Origin of the sequence: Providencia sp. PROV188, from assembly GCF_027595165.1 — a bacterium.
Taxonomy (GTDB): domain Bacteria; phylum Pseudomonadota; class Gammaproteobacteria; order Enterobacterales; family Enterobacteriaceae; genus Providencia; species Providencia lanzhouensis.
Genome location: NZ_CP097291.1, coordinates 234,473 through 258,490 on the forward strand (window position 1 = coordinate 234,473; position 24,018 = coordinate 258,490).

23 protein-coding genes are annotated in these 24,018 nt (G+C 43.7%); 11 read left to right on the plus strand and 12 right to left on the minus strand.

Annotated features, from left to right (window positions below; all coding sequences use genetic code 11):
* Positions 1–264 precede the first annotated feature (264 nt).
* On the plus strand, positions 265–1,233 hold the full coding sequence (locus M5X66_RS01025; protein WP_036948404.1) for a 3-oxoacyl-ACP synthase III family protein: 969 nt from the start codon (positions 265–267) through the stop codon (positions 1,231–1,233).
* A 300-nt stretch (positions 1,234–1,533) separates the two neighbouring features.
* Complete coding sequence (poxB, locus tag M5X66_RS01030) at positions 1,534–3,258, plus strand: ubiquinone-dependent pyruvate dehydrogenase (protein WP_036948406.1); 1,725 nt, start codon at positions 1,534–1,536, stop codon at positions 3,256–3,258.
* A gap of 81 nt (positions 3,259–3,339) precedes the next feature.
* On the opposite strand, the gene M5X66_RS01035 is transcribed toward poxB, so the two are convergent.
* On the minus strand, positions 3,340–4,257 hold the full coding sequence (locus M5X66_RS01035; protein WP_154609435.1) for a DNA-3-methyladenine glycosylase family protein: 918 nt from the start codon (positions 4,255–4,257) through the stop codon (positions 3,340–3,342).
* Between the two features lie 210 nt (positions 4,258–4,467).
* On the opposite strand from M5X66_RS01035, the gene M5X66_RS01040 reads away from it, so the two are divergent.
* From M5X66_RS01040 to M5X66_RS01050, 3 genes are read left to right on the plus strand one after another with little or no spacing between them, the layout of a single operon-like run.
* Positions 4,468–4,965 carry a DUF2569 domain-containing protein gene (locus M5X66_RS01040; protein ID WP_230085102.1) on the plus strand — a complete coding sequence of 166 codons (498 nt, stop codon included), beginning with the start codon at positions 4,468–4,470 and terminating at the stop codon, positions 4,963–4,965.
* 28 nt (positions 4,966–4,993) lie between these two features.
* The gene (locus M5X66_RS01045) at positions 4,994–5,353 is read left to right on the plus strand and encodes a DUF488 domain-containing protein (RefSeq protein WP_036948410.1); all 360 of its coding nucleotides are present in this window, start codon (positions 4,994–4,996) and stop codon (positions 5,351–5,353) included.
* A gap of 13 nt (positions 5,354–5,366) precedes the next feature.
* On the plus strand, positions 5,367–5,897 hold the full coding sequence (locus tag M5X66_RS01050; protein WP_108478696.1) for a DUF2569 family protein: 531 nt from the start codon (positions 5,367–5,369) through the stop codon (positions 5,895–5,897).
* A gap of 48 nt (positions 5,898–5,945) precedes the next feature.
* On the opposite strand, the gene M5X66_RS01055 is transcribed toward M5X66_RS01050, so the two are convergent.
* Positions 5,946–7,529 (minus strand): ATP-binding cassette domain-containing protein, encoded by a 1,584-nt coding sequence (locus tag M5X66_RS01055; RefSeq protein WP_270103808.1) that lies wholly within the window; start codon positions 7,527–7,529, stop codon positions 5,946–5,948.
* 347 nt (positions 7,530–7,876) lie between these two features.
* Here M5X66_RS01055 and M5X66_RS01060 point away from each other — a divergent pair, with 347 nt between their 5' ends.
* Together M5X66_RS01060 and M5X66_RS01065 are read left to right on the plus strand one after the other, a co-directional pair.
* Entirely contained in the window at positions 7,877–8,185 is a 309-nt protein-coding gene (locus M5X66_RS01060; protein WP_036948418.1) for a helix-turn-helix transcriptional regulator, read from the plus strand.
* 1 nt (position 8,186) lies between these two features.
* A complete protein-coding gene (locus M5X66_RS01065; protein ID WP_108478698.1) occupies positions 8,187–9,449 on the plus strand; it encodes a type II toxin-antitoxin system HipA family toxin in 1,263 nt (420 codons plus the stop codon).
* A gap of 96 nt (positions 9,450–9,545) precedes the next feature.
* Here M5X66_RS01065 and glpD read toward each other — a convergent pair whose 3' ends face one another.
* From glpD to M5X66_RS01095, 6 genes are all read right to left on the minus strand, one after another.
* A complete protein-coding gene (gene glpD, locus M5X66_RS01070) occupies positions 9,546–11,048 on the minus strand; it encodes a glycerol-3-phosphate dehydrogenase (protein WP_270103809.1) in 1,503 nt (500 codons plus the stop codon).
* A 258-nt stretch (positions 11,049–11,306) separates the two neighbouring features.
* Complete coding sequence (locus M5X66_RS01075) at positions 11,307–12,065, minus strand: DeoR/GlpR family transcriptional regulator (protein WP_036948423.1); 759 nt, start codon at positions 12,063–12,065, stop codon at positions 11,307–11,309.
* A gap of 27 nt (positions 12,066–12,092) precedes the next feature.
* On the minus strand, positions 12,093–12,938 hold the full coding sequence (gene glpG / locus M5X66_RS01080) for a rhomboid family intramembrane serine protease GlpG (RefSeq protein WP_154599868.1): 846 nt from the start codon (positions 12,936–12,938) through the stop codon (positions 12,093–12,095).
* 16 nt (positions 12,939–12,954) lie between these two features.
* The gene (gene glpE, locus M5X66_RS01085) at positions 12,955–13,278 is read right to left on the minus strand and encodes a thiosulfate sulfurtransferase GlpE (protein ID WP_036948430.1); all 324 of its coding nucleotides are present in this window, start codon (positions 13,276–13,278) and stop codon (positions 12,955–12,957) included.
* 99 nt (positions 13,279–13,377) lie between these two features.
* Positions 13,378–13,956, minus strand: a complete 579-nt coding sequence (nfuA, locus tag M5X66_RS01090; RefSeq protein WP_036948432.1) for a Fe-S biogenesis protein NfuA — start codon at positions 13,954–13,956, stop codon at positions 13,378–13,380.
* Positions 13,957–14,019: 63 nt separating this feature from the next.
* Positions 14,020–14,703, minus strand: coding sequence for a phosphoribosyltransferase family protein (locus M5X66_RS01095; protein WP_108478700.1), 684 nt, complete (start codon positions 14,701–14,703; stop codon positions 14,020–14,022).
* Positions 14,704–14,759: 56 nt separating this feature from the next.
* Here M5X66_RS01095 and bioH point away from each other — a divergent pair, with 56 nt between their 5' ends.
* Positions 14,760–15,533, plus strand: a complete 774-nt coding sequence (gene bioH / locus M5X66_RS01100; RefSeq protein WP_154609438.1) for a pimeloyl-ACP methyl ester esterase BioH — start codon at positions 14,760–14,762, stop codon at positions 15,531–15,533.
* A gap of 39 nt (positions 15,534–15,572) precedes the next feature.
* Here the strand turns inward: bioH and M5X66_RS01105 are convergent, their stop codons facing one another.
* From M5X66_RS01105 to M5X66_RS01120, 4 genes are all read right to left on the minus strand, one after another.
* Complete coding sequence (locus tag M5X66_RS01105) at positions 15,573–15,806, minus strand: FeoC-like transcriptional regulator (protein ID WP_036948442.1); 234 nt, start codon at positions 15,804–15,806, stop codon at positions 15,573–15,575.
* 10 nt (positions 15,807–15,816) lie between these two features.
* A complete protein-coding gene (gene feoB / locus M5X66_RS01110) occupies positions 15,817–18,135 on the minus strand; it encodes a Fe(2+) transporter permease subunit FeoB (RefSeq protein WP_270103810.1) in 2,319 nt (772 codons plus the stop codon).
* Positions 18,136–18,189: 54 nt separating this feature from the next.
* Positions 18,190–18,420, minus strand: a complete 231-nt coding sequence (gene feoA, locus M5X66_RS01115) for a ferrous iron transporter A (protein WP_036948447.1) — start codon at positions 18,418–18,420, stop codon at positions 18,190–18,192.
* A gap of 448 nt (positions 18,421–18,868) precedes the next feature.
* Complete coding sequence (locus M5X66_RS01120; protein ID WP_270103811.1) at positions 18,869–21,208, minus strand: Tex family protein; 2,340 nt, start codon at positions 21,206–21,208, stop codon at positions 18,869–18,871.
* A 162-nt stretch (positions 21,209–21,370) separates the two neighbouring features.
* On the opposite strand from M5X66_RS01120, the gene greB reads away from it, so the two are divergent.
* From greB to envZ, 3 genes are all read left to right on the plus strand, one after another.
* Positions 21,371–21,856: a transcription elongation factor GreB gene (gene greB, locus M5X66_RS01125; RefSeq protein WP_036948453.1), complete on the plus strand. Its 486-nt coding sequence runs from the start codon at positions 21,371–21,373 to the stop codon at positions 21,854–21,856.
* Between the two features lie 114 nt (positions 21,857–21,970).
* Entirely contained in the window at positions 21,971–22,690 is a 720-nt protein-coding gene (gene ompR / locus M5X66_RS01130) for an osmolarity response regulator transcription factor OmpR (RefSeq protein WP_036948456.1), read from the plus strand.
* Complete coding sequence (gene envZ / locus M5X66_RS01135) at positions 22,687–24,018, plus strand: two-component system sensor histidine kinase EnvZ (RefSeq protein ID WP_036948459.1); 1,332 nt, start codon at positions 22,687–22,689, stop codon at positions 24,016–24,018. Before ompR ends, envZ begins: the two co-directional genes overlap by 4 nt.

Sequence of the window (24,018 nt, forward strand, 5' to 3'; positions counted from 1 at the left end):
TAAACTAATTGAATGGAAATTTATTGATTAATAAGCTTGTTGAATAAGCTATATCAAGTTTTTATAACGAAGTGTATTGATAGGGAAATACTGATTTATTGTGTTTTTAAAATAAAGCAAAAATGTCACCTTTAGATAGTCAAATATGATCCAATAATACAATAATATCGACAAAATGTAAAATGCGGTGGTTTGTGTCGATTGTTTTTTATTAATTGGTGGGTTATACCTTGTGGGTAAACTAATACAGATAAGGGAAATGCAATGAATGAGGCAATAAAAATTTCATCTATTCATATCTACCATCCTGAAAATATTAGGAATAACCAATATTATTTTGATAAGTATCCAAATGTCAAAAATTTACCGGAATTATTGAATGATTTTGGGCAGAAGCAGCGATATATCACGATCCAGCCTGATGAAAATGCGTTGACGATGTCGATTAATGCATTGGCCCCAATTAGTGATAAAGATATCGATGTTTTGATATTTGCCTCAACGACGATGGAATATTTGTCACCACTTAATGCCCTATATTTACATCATCATTTAGCCTTAAAAAATGAGTGTGTATGTATTGATATTAACGGTAATTGCCTCGGAATGTTAATGGCGTTAGAGCAGGCTGCGATCATACTAAAGATGAAAAAAACAGCTAAAAAAGCCCTTATTGTTGCCTCGGACCATCTTTCAAATCTATGTAATCAAAATGAGCTATTCCCATCAGTTCTCTTTGGGGATGCAGCAGTTGCTATGACATTAGAAAAAGTACAAAACGGGACAAGCTCTGGTTTGATGGATAGCTTTTATTATACGGATTCGAGTTTTTGCCGGGAGACTCGTTTTCCTAAGCATGGTTTTTCACAGAGCCAAAATATGCAAGATGAGAAAATTTACTGGGGTAAATTTACAACAAAAGAGTGTTTGCCTCATGCTATTTATCACATTGACAAATTATTAAAAAATAATGGGTTAACTATTGATGATATAAGTTGTTTTTTCTTTTCTCAGGTAATGAAAAGCAATATTTCAGAATTGGCAGAAGCATTAAATATTCCTAATAAAAAAATAGAATATATTGCGGATGAATATGGTTATACAGGGGCAACCAGCCCATTTATTGCTTATTATTGCCACCAGAAAAAGAATTTACTCCGTGATGAAGATATTGTCTTATTTTGGACGTTAGGTGCAGGTTATCAATTTGGAATCGTTCTTTGGAAAATATAAAGATATTTATGACTTTCGATGCGCGCAAAATAAACGCGATTTTGCTGGGTTGTTCATAACTGAAACTAACCCTCTTTTTACGACCTTAAATTTGTCCTGTTATCTCATTCTTCTTTCGATATTCGCGGATGAATATCTTGTTCTGTTTTTGAATGTACTGCATTGGTAGGAATGGGGAATCGATTTAGTTAGAATCAAATACATATTATTAAGCGTATTTGAAAATTAGCACCTCTTGTTAAATATGTCATTGTTAACAAGAATACATTGAATTTAATCCGACTTAAAAAGAGTGCCATTATGAAAAAACAGAGTATTGCATCCTATATTGCGAAAGTACTGGATAACGCAGGTGTTAAGCGCATCTGGGGAGTCACTGGGGACTCATTAAACGGTTTAACGGATAGTTTACGTAAGCAAGGGGCTATTGAGTGGTTAGGCACCCGTCATGAAGAAGTGGCTGCATTTGCCGCGGGCGCAGAAGCGCAACTAACGGGTGAGCTAGCGGTGTGCGCGGGGTCTTGTGGACCCGGTAACATGCACTTAATCAACGGGTTGTATGATTGCCATCGTAACCGTGTACCTGTATTAGCCATTGCTGCACATATCCCATCGAGTGAAATCGGTAGTAATTACTTCCAAGAAACCCACCCAACAGAACTGTTCCGTGAATGTAGCCACTATTGTGAAATGGTAACTAACCCTGAGCAAATTCAACAAGTTCTGGGTATTGCGATGCGTAAAGCGATCCTGAATAAAGGCGTTTCCGTTGTCGTTATACCGGGTGATATCGCCCTGAAAGATGCACCAGAATCGGCGAAAGAAGAGTGGTATCAGCCACAAGCACCTTTGATCATGCCTCAGCGCCCTGAAATTGAAAAACTAGCAGAAGCATTGAATCAGTCAGAAAATATCACATTGTTCTGCGGTAATGGTTGTGCTGGCGCTCATGATGAAGTGGTGAAACTAGCAGAAACCTTGAATGCACCAGTGGTACATGCGCTGCGTGGTAAAGAGCATATTGAGTGGGATAACCCAAATAGCGTGGGCATGACGGGGTTAATCGGTTTCTCATCTGGCTACCACGCGATGATGAATGCGGATACCGTTGTATTGCTAGGCACCCAATTCCCGTATCGTCCGTTCTACCCAACTGATGCGAAAATTATTCAGATTGACCTGAATGCCGGAAGCTTAGGCTCCCATTGTCATATTGATATGGGGCTAATCGGGGATATTAAGGCGACATTGACTGCCTTACAGCCACATTTAACGGCGAAACAGAACCGCAAACATTTGGATGGCGCACTGAAGCACTATGCCGAGGCGCGTAAAGGGTTGGATGATTTGGCTAAGCCGGGTCATGAAGGGTTGATCCATCCACAATATTTAGCTACCAAATTGAGCGAGTTGGCGAACGACGACACTATCTTTACCTGCGATGTGGGCACACCAACGGTGTGGGCTGCGCGTTACTTAAAAATGAATGGTAAACGTCGTCTGATCGGTTCGTTTAACCACGGCTCGATGGCCAACGCAATGCCGCAAGCGATTGGTGCGCAAGCTGTTGATAAAAATCGCCAAGTGGTTGCGATGTGTGGTGATGGCGGTTTCAGTATGTTGATGGGTGACTTTATTTCACTGTCGCAGATGAAATTACCAGTAAAAATCATCATTCATAACAACGGTGTGTTGGGCTTTGTGGCGATGGAAATGAAGGTTGCAGGCTTTATGACTGCGGGCACCGATTTACAGAATCCAAACTTTGCTGCGATTGCCAATGCGGCAGGTATCAAAGGCATTCGCGTTGAGAAAAGTGAAGATCTGGACGGTGCGCTGAAAGAAGCTTTTGCCCATGATGGTCCAGTTGTTGTGGATGTATTGACGGCGAAGCAAGAGCTTTCAATGCCTCCGGAAATTGAAGCGCAAGAAGCCAAAGGCTTTAGCTTATATATGTTGAAGGCGATTATGAGCGGTCGTGGTGATGAGGTGGTGCAATTGGTGAAAACCAACTGGTTGCGTTAATTGTTATCTAATCGAGTAGCACCCTAAAATTAGTATCATAAATAAATCCCCAATTCGGTGTACTGGATTGGGGATTTTTGTTTAATAACCCGCAGCAGATTGGCTGCGCCAAAGGTGGGCTGCAACCAGTGCTCGCCACGGTGCAAATTGGGCTAGCCATTGCTGGGTTTCTTTCGCGGATGGTTGCGCATCTTGAACTAATAAAGTTTGTAGATTGCGCCGCACGGCAACATCCCCATGCAGGGAGCCATCTAGGTAATTAAATCCCCGCAGGAGACCATAGCTGACAGTCCAAGGCCCAATGCCTTTGATGGCTAGCAATTTTTCGGTGACATCATGGACATTTTCGGGGGTAACGGCGTTGTCTAAGTCTAATTCACCCGCTTGAATAGCGTTACAAAGCCCGCGTAAGGCGATGATTTTTCCAAGAGAAAACCCCGCTTGTCGTAAAATTTCATCGTCCACATTGATGACTGAGGTAACGGTAGGAAAGCACCAAATTCCTGATGAGTGCTGTTGCCCAACAGCTTGAATAAAACGTCGGCGGATGGCGATGGCGGCAAGAACACTAATTTGTTGACCGATAATGGCCCATACGAGCGCTTCAAACGTGGTGGCGGATTGATATACTCGCACACCTCGCTGTGGCGCAATCAGTTTACCGAGTATTGGGTGGGTAAGGTATTTTTCTTCAAATTGCTCAACGGGTTGATTCAATCCGAGTAAATGAATCGCAAGTGTGTGTAGCTCATTTAAGGAAGGCGAGGTTTCTGCATTATCAACATCAAGCTGCAATATTGCTTGTTTATTGTCAGTGGCTTGGTCGTTAATGGATAGGCGAATTTGCGCAGCACGTTCCTGCCAGATAATCCCTTTGCGCAAGGTGTTTTTTTCAACAATCTCAGCGATATTTTGCGGATCTCGCAAGTGAAAAGCAAAAAAATCATCAATACGATAATAAGGTGGCAGTGATATAGAAACAGATTGTGTTGATGCCATAGTTCGTCTTCTTCTGATTTATGCTCATTTTTGGTTAAATTTTGACAAAAAACGTCAAACGCTACATTTTTAGCCGTTAGAGTATGTTAGCTTAGCAAAAAGGTGACTCAGATAATCATGTGCTAATTTAGCTTGCTCATATCTATTCAGCAAATTCTTGCGCAAATCGATGAGCAGATTAACTGCATAAATTAAATCAAGGATGTGAAGGTGAACGCAGTAAATAATGAAATGCCTCCTGTACCAAAACCTAAGCCTGAATTAAATGGTATCGGTGGATGGTTGATTCTCCCATTACTTGGGGTGATTTTTTCGGCACTATTTATGCCGTTTAGACTTTGGCATCATAATCAAGAAGTGATTGAATATTGGAGTGAATTGACGTCACCGGGTTCAGACTATTTCATTCCGCTATTCAAAGAAGTGATATATTTTGAAATGGTTGGTAACGCGATTATTTACGGTACAGTCTTGTATCTTTGTTATCTCTTTTTCACTAAGAAAAAATTAATTATTAAGGTGTATGCCTTTTTTCAAATTTTTTCATTGGCTGTGATGGTTTTTGATTTGGTGCTTGCCAATCAATTGTTAGACCTCGAAATAGATTCCAATGATATTCGTGAATTGATACGAGGATTATTTGGTTGTTTCGTTTGGGTGCCTTACTTTTTTGTCTCTGTGCGTGTTCGCAATACTTTTATTAATTAGTGAACCCCAATGACCGTGGAGCCTGCTAATGATTTACTGTAAACGAGTCTATGACCCTTGTAGTCCTCAGGATGGCTATCGCATCTTGGTGGATAGGCTGTGGCCTCGAGGGATCAAAAAGGTGGATTTGCAGTGTGATGAATGGAACAAAGCGGTTGCGCCCTCCAATGAATTGCGCAAATGGTTTCATCAACATACTGACCAGTTTGAGCAGTTTGTGACGAAATATCAGCAAGAACTTCAGCAAAATGATGAATGGTGTGCTGTATTTACGAAGGCGCAACAAGGAGATATCACGTTGTTATATAGCGCGAAAGATACGCAACATAATCAGGCGTTGGTTCTGAAAGCATTTATCGAAGAAAAACTCAAAGAGCGTAAAGAATAAAAAGGTTATTACTATGGATGTGAATTTATCATCTAATCCCGAATCATTGCCCGCGGCTCAAATACCTGCGCAGAGTCATACTAAACCTCAAAAATTCTTCCAAGGGATTGGAGGCTGGCTGATTTTACCTCTGTTAGGTCAACTGTATATGCTGGGTAATTTGGTCAAAATGATGGTGAATGATATTTCTGAGGTTCAAGGTGCTTGGTCGTTGGCAACGAATCCAGCATCGGACTTTTATATGTCAGGGTTTGCCTCTGGTTTTTATGCTGTACAGTTCAGCCTTGGGGTAATTATCGCATTAATGGTGGGGTCGTTAATTGCGGTGGTTAAAAAGAAAGCTATGGTTAAGTGGTTGTTTATCATTACGATGATGCTCTATGTCGTGGTAATTGGCGCCTCGCGCATCGCTTTTCCCGTCGCGTTTCACCTCGAAATCGACTATAGCTACATTACTAGCTTTTTTAATGGCAGTTTTTATTGCTTGATTTGGGTTCCTTATTTTCTGGTTTCTGCCCGCGTTAAAAATACCTTTGTGAATTAAAGAAAGGGCTGCGAAGCACAGCCCGCACAGTTAACTATCTAACCTTTATTAACCACCTAGTTGTAAATCATGGGTAATATTGCACTGTTCCACGAATGCTTCATCGTGAGAAACCAATAATAGTATCCCTTGGTAATCCCGTAATAGCCCTTCCAATAGCTGTTTTGAATCTAAATCTAAGTGATTGTCTGGCTCATCGAGCAGTAAAACAGCGGGAGGATAAGGGCTATGCGTCAGAGCTAGGAGCGTCGCTTTGAGCTGCTCACCACCACTAAGCTGGCACAATGGTAGTAACGATTTATCTCCTCGAATACGCAACATACCCAATTGAGTTCTCCAGTGCTCTACGGAAATTGCTGGTTGATATTGATAGAGAGCTTCGGCAACTGGTAATGATTTATCCAAAAGATTCAGATGTTGGTCTAAATAGCAAAAAGCACCGCTAATGCGGGATTCCCCAGAAAGTGCCTGCAACTTATTTGCCAACACTTTCAATAAGGTGGATTTCCCCGAGCCATTGCGTCCTTGAATATGCCAATGCTCACCGCTATAGGCAGTGAACGAGAGTGGCGCAATTTGCCCATAAGGTAGCTTTAATTGGGATACAAAAATGCGCATTTTCCCACCTTCGCTTTGGTAATTGAGTACCATTTTTTGAGGTTGAATATGGCTGACTTTGTCTTGATTTTGCTGATGTTGATGTTGTAATTCGCCTAATACTCGCTGGTGACGCTCTGCCACATTGGATTGTCTTTTTTCGGCTCTGTTTTTCTGCATATCGAGCAACAGTAAGGATTGAGAACCGCCATAGCGAATATTTTCGCCTTGCTTACGTCGTTGAGCGGCTTTTTGTAGGTTGGCTTGCTGCTGTTTTTTCTCTTGGCGAATTTGTTTTTCGAGTTGTTCGCCTTCCGCTTCAATAGCGTTGATAGCAAAGGTTTTCTGCTCATCATACAGGGTGTAATTTCCGCCGTATTCCACTAAGCCTTTATCGGTTAATTCAAAAATTGCGTCCATCTCTTCGAGAAGGTGCCGGTTATGGCTGATGACTAAACAGCCGGCTTTGTGCTGACTGAGTTTTTCACTTAGCCATTGGCGTCCTTGTTGGTCAAGATGGTTGTCGGGTTCGTCGAGCAAAAGAAAGTGGTCAGGATGTAAAAATGCACGACATAGCGCTAAGCGAGTGCGTTCACCGCCGCTCAGTTGTTCAATAGCGGCATCCATTGATGCCGTTAGCTGCGCAGACGCTAACAGCGTTTCCCATGTTGCGGGTAGATGCCAATTATCTTCCGTTAGCTCGAAATCGGTCATGGTGCCGCGACCTTGTTCAATGCGCGAAAAAGCTTGCCAAAGTGCATCAATGCCTAGCGCTTGAGCAAGGGTGTCGCCCGTTAAGCGGTTGAGTTGATCCACATGAATTATCGGTAAATGCCAATCAACTTTGCCGTGAGTTGGAGTGAGTTGTCGGGCAAGTAATCGCATTAATACGGATTTTCCACGACCATTGTGACCAATCAGCGCATTTTTTTGGCTAAATAAGCTACCACTCAATGGCGGAAAGAGTGTGGACTGATCGAACTCGATGGTTAATTGTGAAAAATGGCACGCGAGAGCTGGGTTAGCTATTGTCATAGAGACCTCCAAATAGAGGGGCAGACAACGTTACGCTATCTTTCGCACGATCATTTTTCGAAGCATTTTCTTTTAAAAAGCATATTTCGAAAAAGAAGCGATGAAAACTGTGTCTGCCAAGAACAGAAAAATAATGACCTTAAACAAGGCATTGTGGATATTTTCTGGCAGTACTTAGTTCATCGTCGGAAAGGCTCACTTTAAAAGGGGCAAAATTGCGGGTGAATTATAAACAGGATTGCGAGGTGGAAGCAAGCATGGGTTGTATGAAAAGTAAACTTGCAGTAATCGACTTCTAAATCCATAATATTGTGTGTTATTGGTAATATTTTAACTTAAGGCGCAATATGTTGGATTTAAGCTTGAGTAAACCGAGTGAAATTGTCAAAAAACTCTGTGAAAGATTACGTTTAGAGCGACTGACATTAAAAATGACGCAGGCAGATGTCGCGGAACGTGCGGGTGTGAGTGCGAATACAGTTTCAAACCTAGAGGCCGGGAGAAATGTTAGTTTTGAGAACATGATCCGTATTGCGATGGTGCTTGGGCGCAGTAAAGAGCTTGAAGGATTGTTTATGCCAAATTTAAACAGCATTGATGATATTGTTCGTTACGATGAAAGCAAAAACCGTCAGCGCGTGAAAAAGGATAAGTGAAATGCTGAAGCAAGTTGATGTTTATTATAATGGCTGGGGGGAGCATTGGTTATGGGGGTCTTTGATTTCTAGTACCGCAATTACAGGTCGCCCACTGATTGCATTTGAATACTCCGATGCTGCTAAGCGCAGAGGACTTGAACTTTCACCTCTGCTCCTGCCACTGAAAGAGACTCAACTTCGCACTGATTTTCCTGCTCATCAATTAGGTTTACCTGGACCTGTCTATGATTCATTACCTGATGGCTGGGGAATGTTGTTGATGGACAGATTATTTCGACGAAGAGGCCTGAATGTGGCTCGTATCGGTGCATTAGAACGCTTAGTGTATGTTGGGCATAATGCAATTGGGGCAATGTCATTTGAGCCTGTTGCCACGGAGCTTCTTGATGAGCAAATTAATATTCCTCTCGACCAATTAGCGGAAGAAGTACAAGATGTTTTAAATGGTGAAGGCGAGCAGTTTTTACAGCAACTATTGCAAATTGGGGGTTCACCTCAAGGTGCTAGACCAAAAGCGCTTGTTTACCGAGACCCAAAATCGAATATTTTTACCACCGTTGCTGCGCCAAATCTTGAGGCTTGGCTAGTTAAATTCCCTGCAAAACATGAGCATCCTGAAGTTTGCGCTATTGAAATGGTCTATTCGGAATGTTTACGACGTTGCGGTATCCCAACCCCAAACACATTGCTGTTTAATTTAAAAAATGGGCTAGCTGCATTTGCATCTGAACGTTTTGATAGGCAGGGCGGCTTCAAAATTCCTGTTCAAAGTTTAGCGGCTTTGACTGGAGCAGATTATGCAATTCCAGGCAGCATTGATTATCTTAGTTTTCTTCGTGCAACACATAAATGCACGAATGATATTAGAGAGAAAAAATCTGCATTTGAACGTGTGGCCTTTAATGTCATCTTTAATAATCGTGATGACCACCCAAAGAATTTCGCTTACACCCTGTCTCAGTCGGGTCAATGGGCTTTGGCGCCTGCCTATGATGTGACGTTCTGTGAAGGGCCTGGAGGGTATCATCAAATGGATGTGATGGGTGAAGCGCTAAAAATTGGAAAGAGGCATTTGCTAGCATTGGCTGATGATGCGGATATCACTGCGCAAGAAGCTAATGAGACGATATCACGCCTATGCCATGTTGCTCGCAAATTTAGCGATATCGCAAATGAACATTATCCTAATAGAATTACGTCCACGACATTGAAACAGATCCAATCCAGAATTGATGACAACATCAAATTCTTAGAAAGATAATAAAGTAAAAGCGCCAGTCTGTGGGCACAGATAGGCGCTTTTGGTACAACAACGAGTTTTTTACGATTCTATCTTTACTGCGTATCTCTTGCGAGATTATGCTGTCACAGCCACTTTAGTGTGCTCTGCAAGCCATTGTGCAATGTGCTGTTTCTCAGCGTCGTTCAGCCACATGCCCAATTTGGTACGACGCCAAATTGCATCGTCTAATTCTACAACCCACTCATTTTCGACTAAGTAGCGTAATTCAGCTTCATAGACGTTTGCGGCAAATGCTTCACCTAAATCAGACAGTGAGTTTGCACCTGCTAAAATCAACTTACTGTTGCTGCCGTAAGTTCTTGCATAACGCAGTGCTAAGCCTTCTGGGAGCCATGGGTAATGCTGGGTTAATACACGTGCGTAACCATCGCGGTCACAACCTTCGATATCGCCACCCGGTAACTGACCATTTTTAGTCCATGGACCGCTAGCGTTAGGGTAGTACGTCGCTAATTTACCCACAGCTGCTTCAGCCAGTTTACGGTAAGTCGTTAATTTACCACCGAAGACTGACAGTAATGGCGCTTTACCCTCTTCATCGTGAATATCTAAAGTGTAGTCACGAGTGATAGCTTGTGGAGAGTCTGACTCGTCATCACACAGAGGGCGAACACCAGAGTAATCCCACACAATATCTTGTTTAGTCAGCTGTTTTTTGAAGTGGTCGTTATACACTTTCAGCAGATAATTAACTTCGTTTTCGTCAATTTTCACATCTTTTGGATCCCCTTTGTACTCAACATCGGTGGTACCAATAATTGAGAATTCATCCATCCAAGGGATCACAAAGACAATTCGGTTATCTTCGTTTTGCAGGATATATGCTTGTGGTTCATCGTGAGCGCGTGGAACCACGATATGGCTGCCTTTGATCAGACGAATACCATAAGGGGATTTCAGTTTTAAGCCGTCATCGAAGAACTCTTTAACCCAAGGTCCTGTTGCATTGACCAGACCTTTAGCTTTCCAAGTATGAGTTTCGCCAGTACGTAAGTCTTGAGCTTCAACCACCCAAAGACCACCTTCACGGTATGCGCGAGTCACTTTTGTACGAGTGCGCACTTCACCGTTCTTGCGTACTACTTCTTGAGCGTTCAATACTACTAAACGCGCATCATCAACCCAACAATCTGAGTATTCGAAACCTTTGGTTAGTTCAGGTTTTAACACAGAATTCTGGTTGAATTTTAAGCTCTTGCTGCTTGGCAGACTAACGCGTTTACCTAAATGGTCGTACAGGAACAGGCCGATACGGATCATCCAAGCTGGGCGTAAGTGAGGCTGATGAGGTAGACGGAAGCGCATTGGAAATGCGATATGCGGAGCCAGTCGCAATAAGACTTCACGCTCTGCAAGTGCTTCACTCACCAGTCTAAATTCATAATGTTCGAGGTAGCGTAAACCACCGTGGATTAGTTTCGAACTTGCAGATGAAGTTGCACTCGCTAAGTCTTGAGATTCAAGCAGCAGTACAGATAATCCACGCCCAGCAGCATCAGCCGCAATACCAGCGCCGTTGATTCCGCCGCCAATTACAATCAAGTCTTTCGTTTCCATGCATCCCCCTGAGATGTTCGAACCATTTTCTATAATGTTCGTTTTCGCTCATTTGATTGTAATCAAATTTTGTACGTCTGCCAACCTGTAATCCATAAAAATAACAAGCGCGTGATGCTAATAACATTTTGTGTATAAATTTAATCTGTTTAATAAGTTGGCAATATGACAAAGGGATGACAACAGAATGAAAAGAAAGGAAAAAATAAGAATTGATGGTAGGCAAGCTACCATCATTGGGAGGTTAAAGCTAGGGGGTTAGCAGAGCTCTAATTGAACGTTATGCTGTTCGATAACCTTTAGGATACTGGCTGGAGGCGCTTGGGTGGTAAACAAGGTATTGATTAGGTTCATATTGCCTAAATTTACCATCGCATTTCGACCAAATTTGGAGTGGTCGGTAACCAACATGACATGACGAGAATTTTCGATAATCGCGCGCTTGGTGCGCACTTCATGATAATCAAACTCAAGCAATGAGCCGTCCATATCAATCCCGCTGATCCCCAGGATGCCGTAATCCAGCCTAAACTGAGAGATAAAGTCGAGGGTAGCTTCACCGACAATTCCGCCATCGCGAGAACGAACTTCACCGCCTGCAAGGATCAAACGAAAATCCTCTTTTGCCATGAGCAATGTTGCGACGTTCAAGTTGTTGGTCACTACTCGCAGGTTTTTATGATTAACCAATGCGTGAGCAACAGCCTCAGGGGTTGTGCCAATATCAATAAATAGGGTCGCGCCGTCAGGAATTTGGCTTGCCACACGTTGAGCAATACGCGCCTTTTCTTCAGACCACATAGTTTTGCGGTCATTATAGGCGGTATTGACGGAACTCGAAGGCAAGGCTGCGCCACCATGGTGTCGTAGGATTTTATTTTGTTCAGCAAGATCATTGAGGTCTCGGCGAATGGTCTGAGGGCTAACCTCAAACTGTTCGACAAGTTCTTCAGTACTGACATATCCCTGAAGACGCACAAGTTCAACAATTGCATCATGTCTCTGGGTTTGTTTCACAGCATTAGCCTCTAATTATAAAATGTTCTATTTGGAACCTTGGTGTTTAAAACTGAGCCTATTATCCCATATTCCCATCAATAATCCGATAATTAACCCTGAAGTATGTGCGGCATTAGCAATGTCCATACCAAGCAAGTCAAAGTAACCGAAAAATAACCAGATAATTGAGAATACCATGAGCCCGCGAGGGATGCCGATACCAATTTCTGGGCGACGTTCGCCAGTGAGCCAAACATAGCTAACCAGTGCATAAACGACACCCGATAAGCCGCCGAAGTTATTTTCACTGAATAGGGATTGACCCCAGTTACTGAATAATGCGGAGACTAATAAAATGGTGAACAGTTTTCCTGTGCCCATTTTTTTCTCAACTTGCCCGGCAAGAAACCACCAGAGCGCAAGGTTGAAACCGATGTGCGAAATAGAAAAGTGAACGAACGCTGGGCTTATCCAACGCCACAATTCACTTTGCTGATCACCAATAGGCCAACCTAGATAGTATAGAACGACACGGGGATCTGTCAGGGTGACCCAAAGATAGACCGCGATAGACAGCAAAATAACGGCGATAGTTAATGGGCCTGATTGCTGTTTTAAATAACTGAATGTCAGATAGTTTCGATACTGAAATTGGGCATCTGTGCGACCCGTTTGCCAGCTGGCTTCGAGGTAACGAGGATCATTAGGGTTACGCAAAAAGGTTTCTAACTCTTGGCGTACTTGCTCAGTATGCTGCTCATCGGCGAGCCAAAGTTCATAATGTTGTTGGTCGTTGGAAGGATGGAGTTGTAGTTGGATATTTTGTCCAGCCATATAATCGACAAACGCTTGAGCCATCCGTGGGTTTTCAAAAGAGATAATGTGGATCATAAATACGTTGTCTCGTTTAGAGCGCCGTTATGGCTTGTGGGTATTCCCGTGACCATGCCTCAAATCCGCCATTAATGCTATATACAGATTCAAAACCAATATTAATTAAGTATTGCGCCGCACCTTGGCTGCTGTGACCGTGGTAGCACATCACCATAATCGTTTGTTCGTAATCTGTTTTTTCGACAAACGGGTGAAGTGATTCATTGGTTAAGTGGTAAGCGCCTGTCGCGTGACCAGCACGAAAACTTTGGGGATCGCGAACATCGACAAGGATAGCAGTGCCATCTAGCCAGTGCTGATAAGCTTGTTCAGGTGTTAGTGTCTCAAAATGGTCCATAAAATACCGGAAAATTAGGGGAAATGTCATGAAAGAGCATCCACAGGAGTGCTGAGGATGCTCTAATACTCAGTAGAAAATGCGGGTGAGCAGAATCTATTAGTAGAAAGAGTGCTCGCCGCGTTGGTGCTCAGTCAGGTCTTTAACACCTTTTAATTCACCTTCGAACATTTTCAGTAATTCTTTTTCGATACCTTCTTTCAGCGTCACATCGACCATGGAGCAACCATTACAGCCGCCGCCGAATTGCAGGATAGCAAAACCATCTTCGGTGATTTCCATTAAGGAAACACGACCGCCATGGCTCGCTAATTGTGGATTAATTTGTGATTGTAAAACGTATTCAACACGCTCAATTAATGGCGCATCTTCAGACACTTTACGCATTTTCGCGTTCGGTGCTTTTAAGGTTAACTGAGAGCCTAATTGGTCTGTGACGAAATCAATCTCAGCATCTTCTAAGAATGGAGCGCTAATTTCATCAACATAAGCAGAGAGTTTTTCAAACTTCAGCTCTTTATCGGTGGCTTCTACGGCACCAGGAGGGCAATAAGAAACACCACACTCAGCGGTTGGTGTGCCTGGGTTAATGACAAATACTCGAATTTGGGTTCCTGACTCTTGGCTTTCCAATAACTTGGAGAAGTGAGTCTGTGCTGCTTCTGTAATATTAATCATAATCTCTTGCTCAATAATAGTTGACTGCTTTAGTTGGTTATAATACGCCCATTTACACCCATCCTACAAGGTGCGACAGAGTGACCACGCGTCAACAGTATGCGCTCCCGCACAAATCAACAATTGAGCGGCGGCATGCATGGTTGAGCCAGTTGTAATCACATCATCAATAATAGCTATGTGTAGACCTGAAACCGAAGTTTCAAGGGTAAATGCCTCTTTTAGGTTATTGCGGCGCTGCTTACGTGTTAATGAAACTTGCGCCAGTGTATCACGAGAGCGCAATAATGAATTTTGCGAATAGGCAATATTTAACCATGTGGTTAAATTACCACCAATTAATGCCATGTGATCAAATCCTCGACGCCAACATCGTCGAGGGTGGGGAGGTATGGTTATCAATAAGTCGGGTTTTTTCCATTGCTGTTGGCGATATCCATTCAGCCAATAAAGTAAAAATATCCGCGTCAGGGGGATAGCTAACTGGGGTTGATAACGAAATTTATATTGATGGATAAGCTGGCGTAATGGCGCTTGATATGGCGTTACGGTAATCAACCTTTGCCAAGGCGGTGGCTGTACAAGGCAGCGCCCGCAAGGAAATTGATGATATTCACAAGGAAGAGCGCATTGTGGACAAACCTTCGGCATTGGCGGTAAGTTTTTGATACAAAAGCTGCATATTCCTTGCTGGGGAATTTTTAATAACTGCCGGCATAGCCAACAGACCCCTTCCATTGCTAGCATAGGCGAGTCCTAGATTGAAAAATCAGAATGAAAATAACATTGAAGAGAGTGTAACCATGGCGACGTTATATTGGCAGACAGTGGGTGACGGAAAACAAGATATTGTGTTACTGCACGGATGGGGACTGAATGCCGAAGTCTGGCAAACAATTATTCCTCGACTGGCTTCGCAATTTCGCATCCATTTAGTTGATTTACCGGGTTATGGGCGTAGTCACGATTTCACTCCGATGACCATTCAATCAATGGCTAATGTTGTGTGGGAACAAGCACCTAAAAATGCGATTTGGCTGGGGTGGTCTTTAGGTGGGTTAGTAGCAAGCCGTATCGCGCTTGATCACCCTAATGAGGTAAAAGCCTTAATCACCGTGGCATCTTCCCCTTGCTTTGGGGCTCATGATGAGTGGCAAGGTATCAAGCCCGAAGTCTTACTTAATTTTGAGCAGATGCTGGCTGAAAATTTCCAGCGTACCGTTGAGCGTTTTCTGGCACTGCAAACATTGGGAACTGAAAGCGCCCGTGAGGATGCGCGTACATTGAAATCTGTGGTATTGGCGTTGCCAATGCCATCGGTTGAAGCCTTGAATATGGGGCTGGAATCTTTACGTACTGAAGATTTACGAGAGGAACTCACCCATTTACAGGTGCCTTTCTTACGCGTTTATGGTTATTTAGATGGCTTGGTCCCGCGTAAAATCGCAGGGAAATTAGATGAGTTGTATCCCAATTCATTATCCGTTGTGATGCGTAATAGCGCTCATGCGCCGTTTATTTCTCATCCCGATGAGTTTTGTGAAACATTGGTTCAGTTTGCGAAATCATTGAACTAAATCAGTGTATTAGAAGCTGATTCGCTGAGATGAAAACAACTATTTAATCTTATAGACAAAATGTGAGCAATCGTGACTCTCGGGGCATCCTTTACAACTGGTACCCGTAAGGCACGCGCTCACATCGATTTTTTCAATTTTCCCCATACTGACCAGCTTTTCAGCCATGGCATTGACCAGTGCAGCAGGGGCGTTTAGTTGAGAACTCAGAAGCGCAATGTCAGCTTGCCCATATAATGCAATTAAATCTCGGACTTGCAGCAAGCTGACCATCGTATTTTCCTTAGTGGCAACTGTTGTTAGAACAACCTGAACATTGTTGCGCTGTTTTGGATTTAATATTAAACGTCACACGGCTGCGCATACGGCGTAGAGCGGTGATCAGTACAATATTAAACAGTAGCACCGCGCCAATGGTGATCAAGCTGCTTTGTGGATGTTCGCTAAATGTAGCTGTTTGATAGAACAGTGCTGCGAGGCTATAAGCCACGTTTAATCCCCACAGAATAGAGAATGTCATCCAGCTTTTGTTGGTTTCACGGGCGATTGCTCCCATTACTGACACACAAGGCACATACAGCAGCACAAAGATTAGGTAACTATAAGCGGCGATATCTGAACCAAATTTCGCTGCCATGGTACCCATGGAGCCTGTTGCCATCTCGGCATCACCCATACTCGCTTCGATTGGGTTGGATAATGCACTGATGGAGAATGTCTCTTTTAAGCTATCCCACGTATCCGTGACTGCCGCACCTAACTCATCGAGCAGGTCAAACGATTCTGCATCGAAAGGTTCACTGGTAATCGCTTCGGCGGTGTACAGGGTATTTAAGGTCCCAACCACCACTTCTTTAGCCATTGCACCGGTGATCAAACCGACAGTCGCTTGCCAGTTATCATTGTGTACGCCGATAGGCTGTAATACTGGGGTGATCACTTTACTGACGGAAGCCAGCGCAGAGTCATTAATGTTGTCCACAGGCTTGCCGGATAACGAAAAGCTATTTAGCGCACCGATAAAAATACTCGCTACCACAATGACTTTACCTGCACGGATCACAAAGCCTTTTAAACGCTGCCAAGTTTGGATAAGCAATGTTTTTGCATGAGGTACATGGTAGACCGGCAGTTCCATCACAAACGGGGACGCTTCACCGCGCATCAAAGTATGTTTCAGTAGCAGGCCTGTTAGGATTGCCACGACAATACCGAGAATGTAGAGGGAGAACACGACGCTTGCGCCGTTTTTACCAAAGAATGCCGCTGCAAATACTGCGAAGATAGCTAAGCGAGCACCGCAGGACATAAACGGTGCCATAAGCACGGTGATCAAGCGTTCACGAGGTGCATCTAAGGTTCTTGCTCCCATGATAGAAGGTACGTTACAACCGAAGCCAACAATTAATGGAACAAAAGATTTACCCGGTAAACCAAGAGATTGCATCAGTCTATCCATAACGAAAGCTGCTCGAGCCATATAGCCTGAGTCTTCCAAGATAGATAAGAACAGATACATCATACCGATTTGTGGCACCAGAGGCAGAACGGTATTGATACCACCGCCAACACCTTGAGCAAGGAAAACGGTCAACCAATCAGGGAAGTTTGCTGTTGCTCCAATCCATTGAATACCATGAATAAAGATAGCTTCAGAGGCCCCTTCAAAGAACGGTTGTAAAGCACCACCGATATTGATCGCAAGGACGAACATTAGATACATCACGAACAAGAAAATTGGCACGCCAAGCCAGCGGTTCAAGATAAATTTATCCAGCGCTTGAGTGAGTTTATTCGGCTCAGCGGCACTGTTATTAATCGCGGCGTCACAAATTGAGGCAATGGATTGATAGCGAGCGTCCGCAATGAGCAACTCGGGTTCTTCTTGCAAGGTATCTTTAAGTCTAAGGCGAGTTTCAGCAAATACTTGCTCAGAGATATCAGCTCGTTGGCGGCTATAAATATCGCCTTCTAAAATCTGGAGAGCTAACCAACGGCGCTGCTGCTGACTAAATTGCTGAGCAGAAATTTGCTCTGAAAGCATATCCACGGTTTGTAACAGTTGTGGCGGATATTGCACTAGGGCTTGTTGGCTATTTTGAGGATGGCTATCAATCGCTTGTTTGAGCTGTTCAAGGCCAGTTGCACGGGTAGAGACCATTGGGATAACAGGGCAACCGAGCTGTTTTTCGAGCTGTTTAACATCAATATCGATATGTTGGCTTTTGGCAATATCCAGCATGTTCAGTGCGGCGATGCAGGGAACACCTAGTTCAACAAGCTGTAATGTCAGATATAAATTGCGCTCGAGGTTTGAGGCATCCACCACGTTGATCAACATGTCGGCTTCGCCACTTAAAATAAAGTAGCAGGCGATTTGCTCATCGAGGGAGGTTTGCTCTGAGATAGTTGTAAGGGAATAAGTACCTGGTAAATCAACGAGTTCAATCTTGTGTTCAGGTGTGTGGAAGCGTCCAACTTTACGTTCGACGGTCACTCCTGCCCAGTTACCGACGCGCTGACGTGACCCTGTTAACTGGTTAAACAAGGTTGTTTTACCTGCGTTAGGGTTGCCAATAAGGCCGATAGTTAATGGTTTCATAGTGTATGCCAGTCGTGAAAATGAAAATCTTTATTGGAATTAATCCAAAAATAATTAGTTCGCTTGAGCTTCATCTAAGTTAATCAGAGCTAAATCTTTTTTGCGTAATACTAAGCTGACGCGATGAGTTTCAATTTGCACGGGATCACCAAACGGCGCTACGCGCACAACTTTGAACACTGAGCCTGGAAGCAGACCGAGGGAAAGTAATTTTTGGCGATAGGCCGGACTTATCTCTGGTGAAAAGCCAAGTATTTTATAACTGCATTGAGGAAGTATGGACATAGTACCTTCCAATTACGGTTTATTCTGTTGATTTAACATGAAAACTGCGATGTTAAATTACAGAGAGTGTTATTAAGAATAATATTGATAATTATTATTATAAAAGTGGTTATCTTTAAAAGAAATAGAATGGAAGATAAAATTAAATCTAATTAACAATGAGAATCATAATCATCTACCATGATTATATTTAGCCTCTTTTTCGGGCAATATTAAATGATGTGGATCAAAAAGGGATTTAGTTGGCGGAGTTTTTTAAAACGAAAAGGCAGATGTTAGTATTGTTAATTAATATAATTAAATAAGACAAAATGCAGATAATAAATTGAATTAGTTATTTAATTTATTTCTATAAGAAAAATGGAATATGTTTAAATTAAGTACGGAGAGATGATTGAATACATTTTAATAAATGCCCTTACCGATGAAACAGCAAGGGCATCATATCTTAGCGCTTTTTACCAAAAGCAGCAGCCAGTGCATCACTCATCGCACTGTTGCTAGACGCAGAGCTAGATGATGAATTTCCTCGCGCATTCCCTCGTGAAGCAGGGGCTTTGCGGGTATTTCTATCTTGCGCTGGAGCCGCACTGCGAGGTGCGCTGTTACCTTCACCCGCTTGTTCATCTAAGCGCATAGTGAGCGCAATACGCTTACGAGCAATATCCACATCCAGCACTTTGACTTTCACAATGTCACCCGTTTTGACGACTTTGTGAGGATCTTCAACATAGCTGTTTGAAAGGGAAGAAATATGCACTAGGCCATCTTGATGAACACCAATATCCACAAATGCCCCGAAATTAGTGACGTTAGTCACTGCACCTTCTAAGATCATTCCCGGTGTTAAGTCATTCATCGTTTCGACGCCGTCAGCAAAGGTTGCCGTTTTAAACTCAGGGCGTGGGTCACGGCCCGGTTTTTCCAGCTCTTTGATGATGTCTGTGACGGTAGGAACCCCAAACTGTTCGGTGGTAAATTCACGTGGGCTTAAGCCATTTAATACCTGTGAATTGCCCATGATCTCTTTGAGTGGCTGACGTACAGCTTCAAGGATTTTTTCAACGATTGGGTAGGCTTCCGGGTGAACCGTTGAGGCGTCCAGTGGGTTATCCCCATTGGTGATACGCAAGAAACCCGCACACTGTTCAAAGGCTTTCGGACCTAAGCGAGCGACCTTGAGTAACTGTTTTCTGTCATTGAATTGACCATTCGCATCACGCCAATCAACAACATTTTGCGCGATCATTTTGCTCAAGCCAGCAACACGGGTAAGTAGTGCCACGGAAGCGGTATTTAAATCGACGCCGACGGAGTTTACGCAGTCTTCAACGACTGCATCTAACTTACGGGCTAGCTGAGTTTGGCTGACATCATGCTGATATTGGCCGACACCAATAGATTTCGGGTCGATTTTCACCAGTTCAGCCAGCGGGTCTTGTAAGCGACGAGCAATAGAAACCGCGCCACGCAGAGATACGTCTAAATCAGGGAATTCTAATGCTGCCAGCTCAGAAGCGGAATAAACAGAGGCGCCTGCTTCACTGACAATGACTTTTTGCGCCGTGACGTCAGGGAACTGTTTTTGCACTTCAGCAAAGAAGCGTTCGGTTTCTCGTGATGCAGTTCCGTTACCAATCGCGACCAGCTCAACGTGGTATTTCTGGCATAATGCGGCAACGATAGCAGCCGCTTTGGCAGCTTGGCCTGTGTGCGGGTAAATGGTATCTGTCGCCATGACTTTACCCGTCGCATCAACGACCGCGACTTTGACACCTGTACGTAAACCCGGATCGAGACCCATCGTGGCACGCATACCCGCAGGAGCTGCCATCAATAAGTCACTGAGGTTACGGGCGAATACGTTAATTGCTTCTTCTTCCGCTTTCTCGCGCAGGGTGCTCATGATTTCGGTTTCTAGGTGCAGTAACACTTTGACTCGCCACGTCCAACTGATGACAGCTTTACGCCATTGGTCAGCGGGGGCATTGTTCAAACGAACATCTAAATGGCGAGTAATAATTTCTTCGCAATAACTCTCTTTTGGCGGCTCTTCAAACTGAGGGTCGCAGTTGAGGGATAACTGCAAAACACCTTCATTGCGACCACGGAACATGGCCAAAGCGCGGTGTGAAGGAACTTGAGCAACGGGTTCATGGTGATCAAAATAGTCGCTAAATTTTACACCCTCAGTCTGTTTGCCATCAGCAACAACAGAAACAATGTGCGCATTCTTCCAAATATAGTCGCGAACTTTCGCTAATAAGGTAGCATCTTCGGCGAAACGCTCCATTAAAATGTAGCGAGCACCATCTAAAGCGGCTTTGGGATCCGCAACGCCTTTATCTGCGTCAACATAGCTTTGTGCAAGTGTATCCGGTGACTGGCTTGGATCGTTCCACAGCGTATCCGCTAAGGGTTCTAAGCCCGCTTCGATAGCAATTTGCCCACGAGTACGGCGCTTTGGTTTGTAAGGGAGGTAAAGATCTTCGAGTTCGGTTTTATTCAGCGTTGTATTGATAGCAGAAGCGAGTTCTGGAGTAAGCTTACCTTGTTCATCAATGGATTTTAGAATGGTTTGCTTACGGTCGTTTAACTCTCTCAAATACCCTAAACGGCTCTCTAGCTGACGTAGCTGAGTGTCATCCAATCCCCCCGTAACCTCTTTACGGTAGCGGGCGATAAATGGGACGGTATTGCCTTCATCCAATAATGTAATGGCTGAAAACACCTGTTTTGGTTGGGCTTGTAGTTCGGCCGCAATAATTTGGCTTAGAGTTTCATTCATGTCGTGTTTAAATACCTACTCAAAGAACAGTGAAAATAGACTGCACAGTTATACTTGCTGGTAGACAGAATTGCCAGACAGAATTTTTGTCTAGTGGTAGGCAAGTCGCAGATTATATTTTATAAAATATTATAATTATCCGATTTATATACCTTTAATGAGATGAATAAGAGCCTTTTAATTACCCGTGAAGGATGGGACGCTTTAGACAAAGAACTTAAGTATCTTTGGAAAGAAGAGCGCCCTCGAGTGACGCAGTCTGTCTCTGAAGCCGCAGCCCAGGGGGATCGTTCCGAAAACGCAGAATATATCTACGGTAAAAAACGGTTGCGGGAAATAGACCGCCGTATTCGTTTTCTATCCAAAAGGTTGGATCAGCTTAGAATTGTTGAACCCGATCCTCGACAAGAGGGGCGTGTGTTTTTTGGCGCATGGGTTAAGCTTGAAGATGATAATGAAAATATCAGAATTTTCCGGTTAGTGGGGGCGGATGAATTTGATCCTGCTAAGCAGTGGATTTCTATCGATTCACCAGTCGCTCGCGCATTAATTGGCAAGCAGGTTGATGATGAAGTGGTCGTCACAACGCCGGGCGGAAAAGTCACCTATTTTGTGCTAGAGATTAGCTATAAACCATTAATCAGTTAACGAGTAAAATGATTCATTAAAGTTAGTGTTAATGGTAAATTAATGGCATGAATATTATTTTTGTTACTTTCATCAGCAGAATAATTCTAAAATTCCACACTTTGGGGGCTATAAATGCAGGAAAGTTATAAAGTTCTCGTCGTCGATGATGATATGCGTTTACGTGCTCTGCTTGAACGTTACCTCACCGAGCAGGGTTTTCAGGTAAGAAGTGCAGCGAATGCTGAACAGATGGACAGGATCCTAACACGGGAATCTATTCATTTAATCGTATTGGACTTGATGCTTCCTGGGGAAGATGGCTTATCTATTTGCCGTCGTTTACGTAGTCAAAATAACCCAATTCCAATCATTATGGTTACCGCGAAAGGCGAAGAAGTTGACCGTATTGTGGGCTTAGAAATTGGTGCGGATGACTATATCCCTAAACCGTTTAACCCTCGTGAACTGTTAGCGCGTATTCGTGCGGTGCTGCGTCGCCAAGCGAATGAGCTACCAGGTGCGCCATCGCAAGATGATGCCGTCATCACTTTTGGTAAATTCAAACTGAACCTCGGAACCCGTGAAATGTTCCAAGGCGAAGAGAATATGCCATTAACCAGTGGTGAGTTTGCGGTGTTGAAAGTATTAGTTTCTTATCCACGCGAACCATTATCTCGTGACAAGCTGATGAGTTTGGCTCGAGGTCGTGAATACAGTGCGATGGAGCGTTCTATCGACGTTCAAATTTCACGTTTACGCCGTATGATTGAAGAAGATCCTGCGCACCCACGTTACATTCAAACCGTTTGGGGCTTAGGATACGTATTTGTTCCAGATGGAAGTAAAGCATGAAGCGACTGAGGTTCTCACGACGTAGTACATTTTCTCGCTCGTTATTTTTGTTTGTCGCACTCCTGTTCGCAAGCCTTGTGACCAGCTATATGGTTGTATTGAATTTTGTTGTGATGCCAAGCTTACAGCAGTTCAATAAAGTGCTTGCCTATGAAGTACGTACATTGATGACAGAGAAAATGGTTCTACAAGATGGAACCTCAGTGCGAGTTTCACCCGCATTACGTAAAAAAATCTACAATGAGCTCGGTATTACCTTTTACGCCCATTCAGCGGCGATGGAAGAGGGATTAAACTGGGCAAAAGAGTATGATTTTCTAAGTGAAAACATGTCGGAATACTTGGGTGGCAAGGCCAGTGTGCATCTGGAACTTGGGCGTGAGTATCCGATATTGTGGTTAACATCCTACCTAGCACCAGATATTTGGGTGCGCGTTCCGCTCACCGAAATCGGCCAAAATCAGTTTTCTCAAGTTTTCCGCTATACACTCACGGTCTTCCTCACGATTTTTGCGGGGGTTTGGCTCTATATTCGCTATCAAAACAAGCCATTATTAGAGCTGGAATATCACGCGGGTGAGGTCGGTAAGGGGCATGTTATGCCGCCGATGCAAGAGAAAGGTGCCACAGAGGTTCGCGCGGCTATTCGCTCGTTCAACCATATGGCGGCAGGGATAAAATCCCTCGAAAATGACCGCACTGTATTAATGGCAGGGGTCAGCCATGACCTTCGAACGCCACTAACCCGCATTCGTCTCGCAACGGAAATGATGGGACCAGAAGATGGCTATCTCGCTGAATCTATCAACAAAGATATTGAAGAGTGCGACGCAATCATCGGTCAATTCATGTCTTACCTGAAAACAGGGCAAGAAATGGATATGGAGTTTTGCGACCTTAACGCTATTCTCAACGAAGCTGTTGTTGCTGAAACCAACGTCGTGGGAGAGATTGAAACCAATTTAGTCCCAGGACCAGTGATGTTCAACGGTAACCATCTTGCCATCAAACGCGCAATTACCAACATGATAGTCAACGCTTATCGCTACGGAAATGGCTGGATCAAAGTCAGCAGTGGTAAAAATGAAGATTATGTTTGGTTCCAAGTTGAAGATGATGGCGCAGGGATCAAAGAAGAAGACATTCAACGCCTATTCCAGCCGTTCGTACAGGGTGAAAAAGCCCGTAGCAACAAAGGTACAGGGCTGGGACTCGCGATAATTCGCAGGATTATAGATGCTCACGAAGGGAATATTGAGATCCATAAAAGTGAGCGCGGCGGGTTTGCTATTCGGGCCTTGCTCCCTCTCAAAGAGCGCGAAGACTAA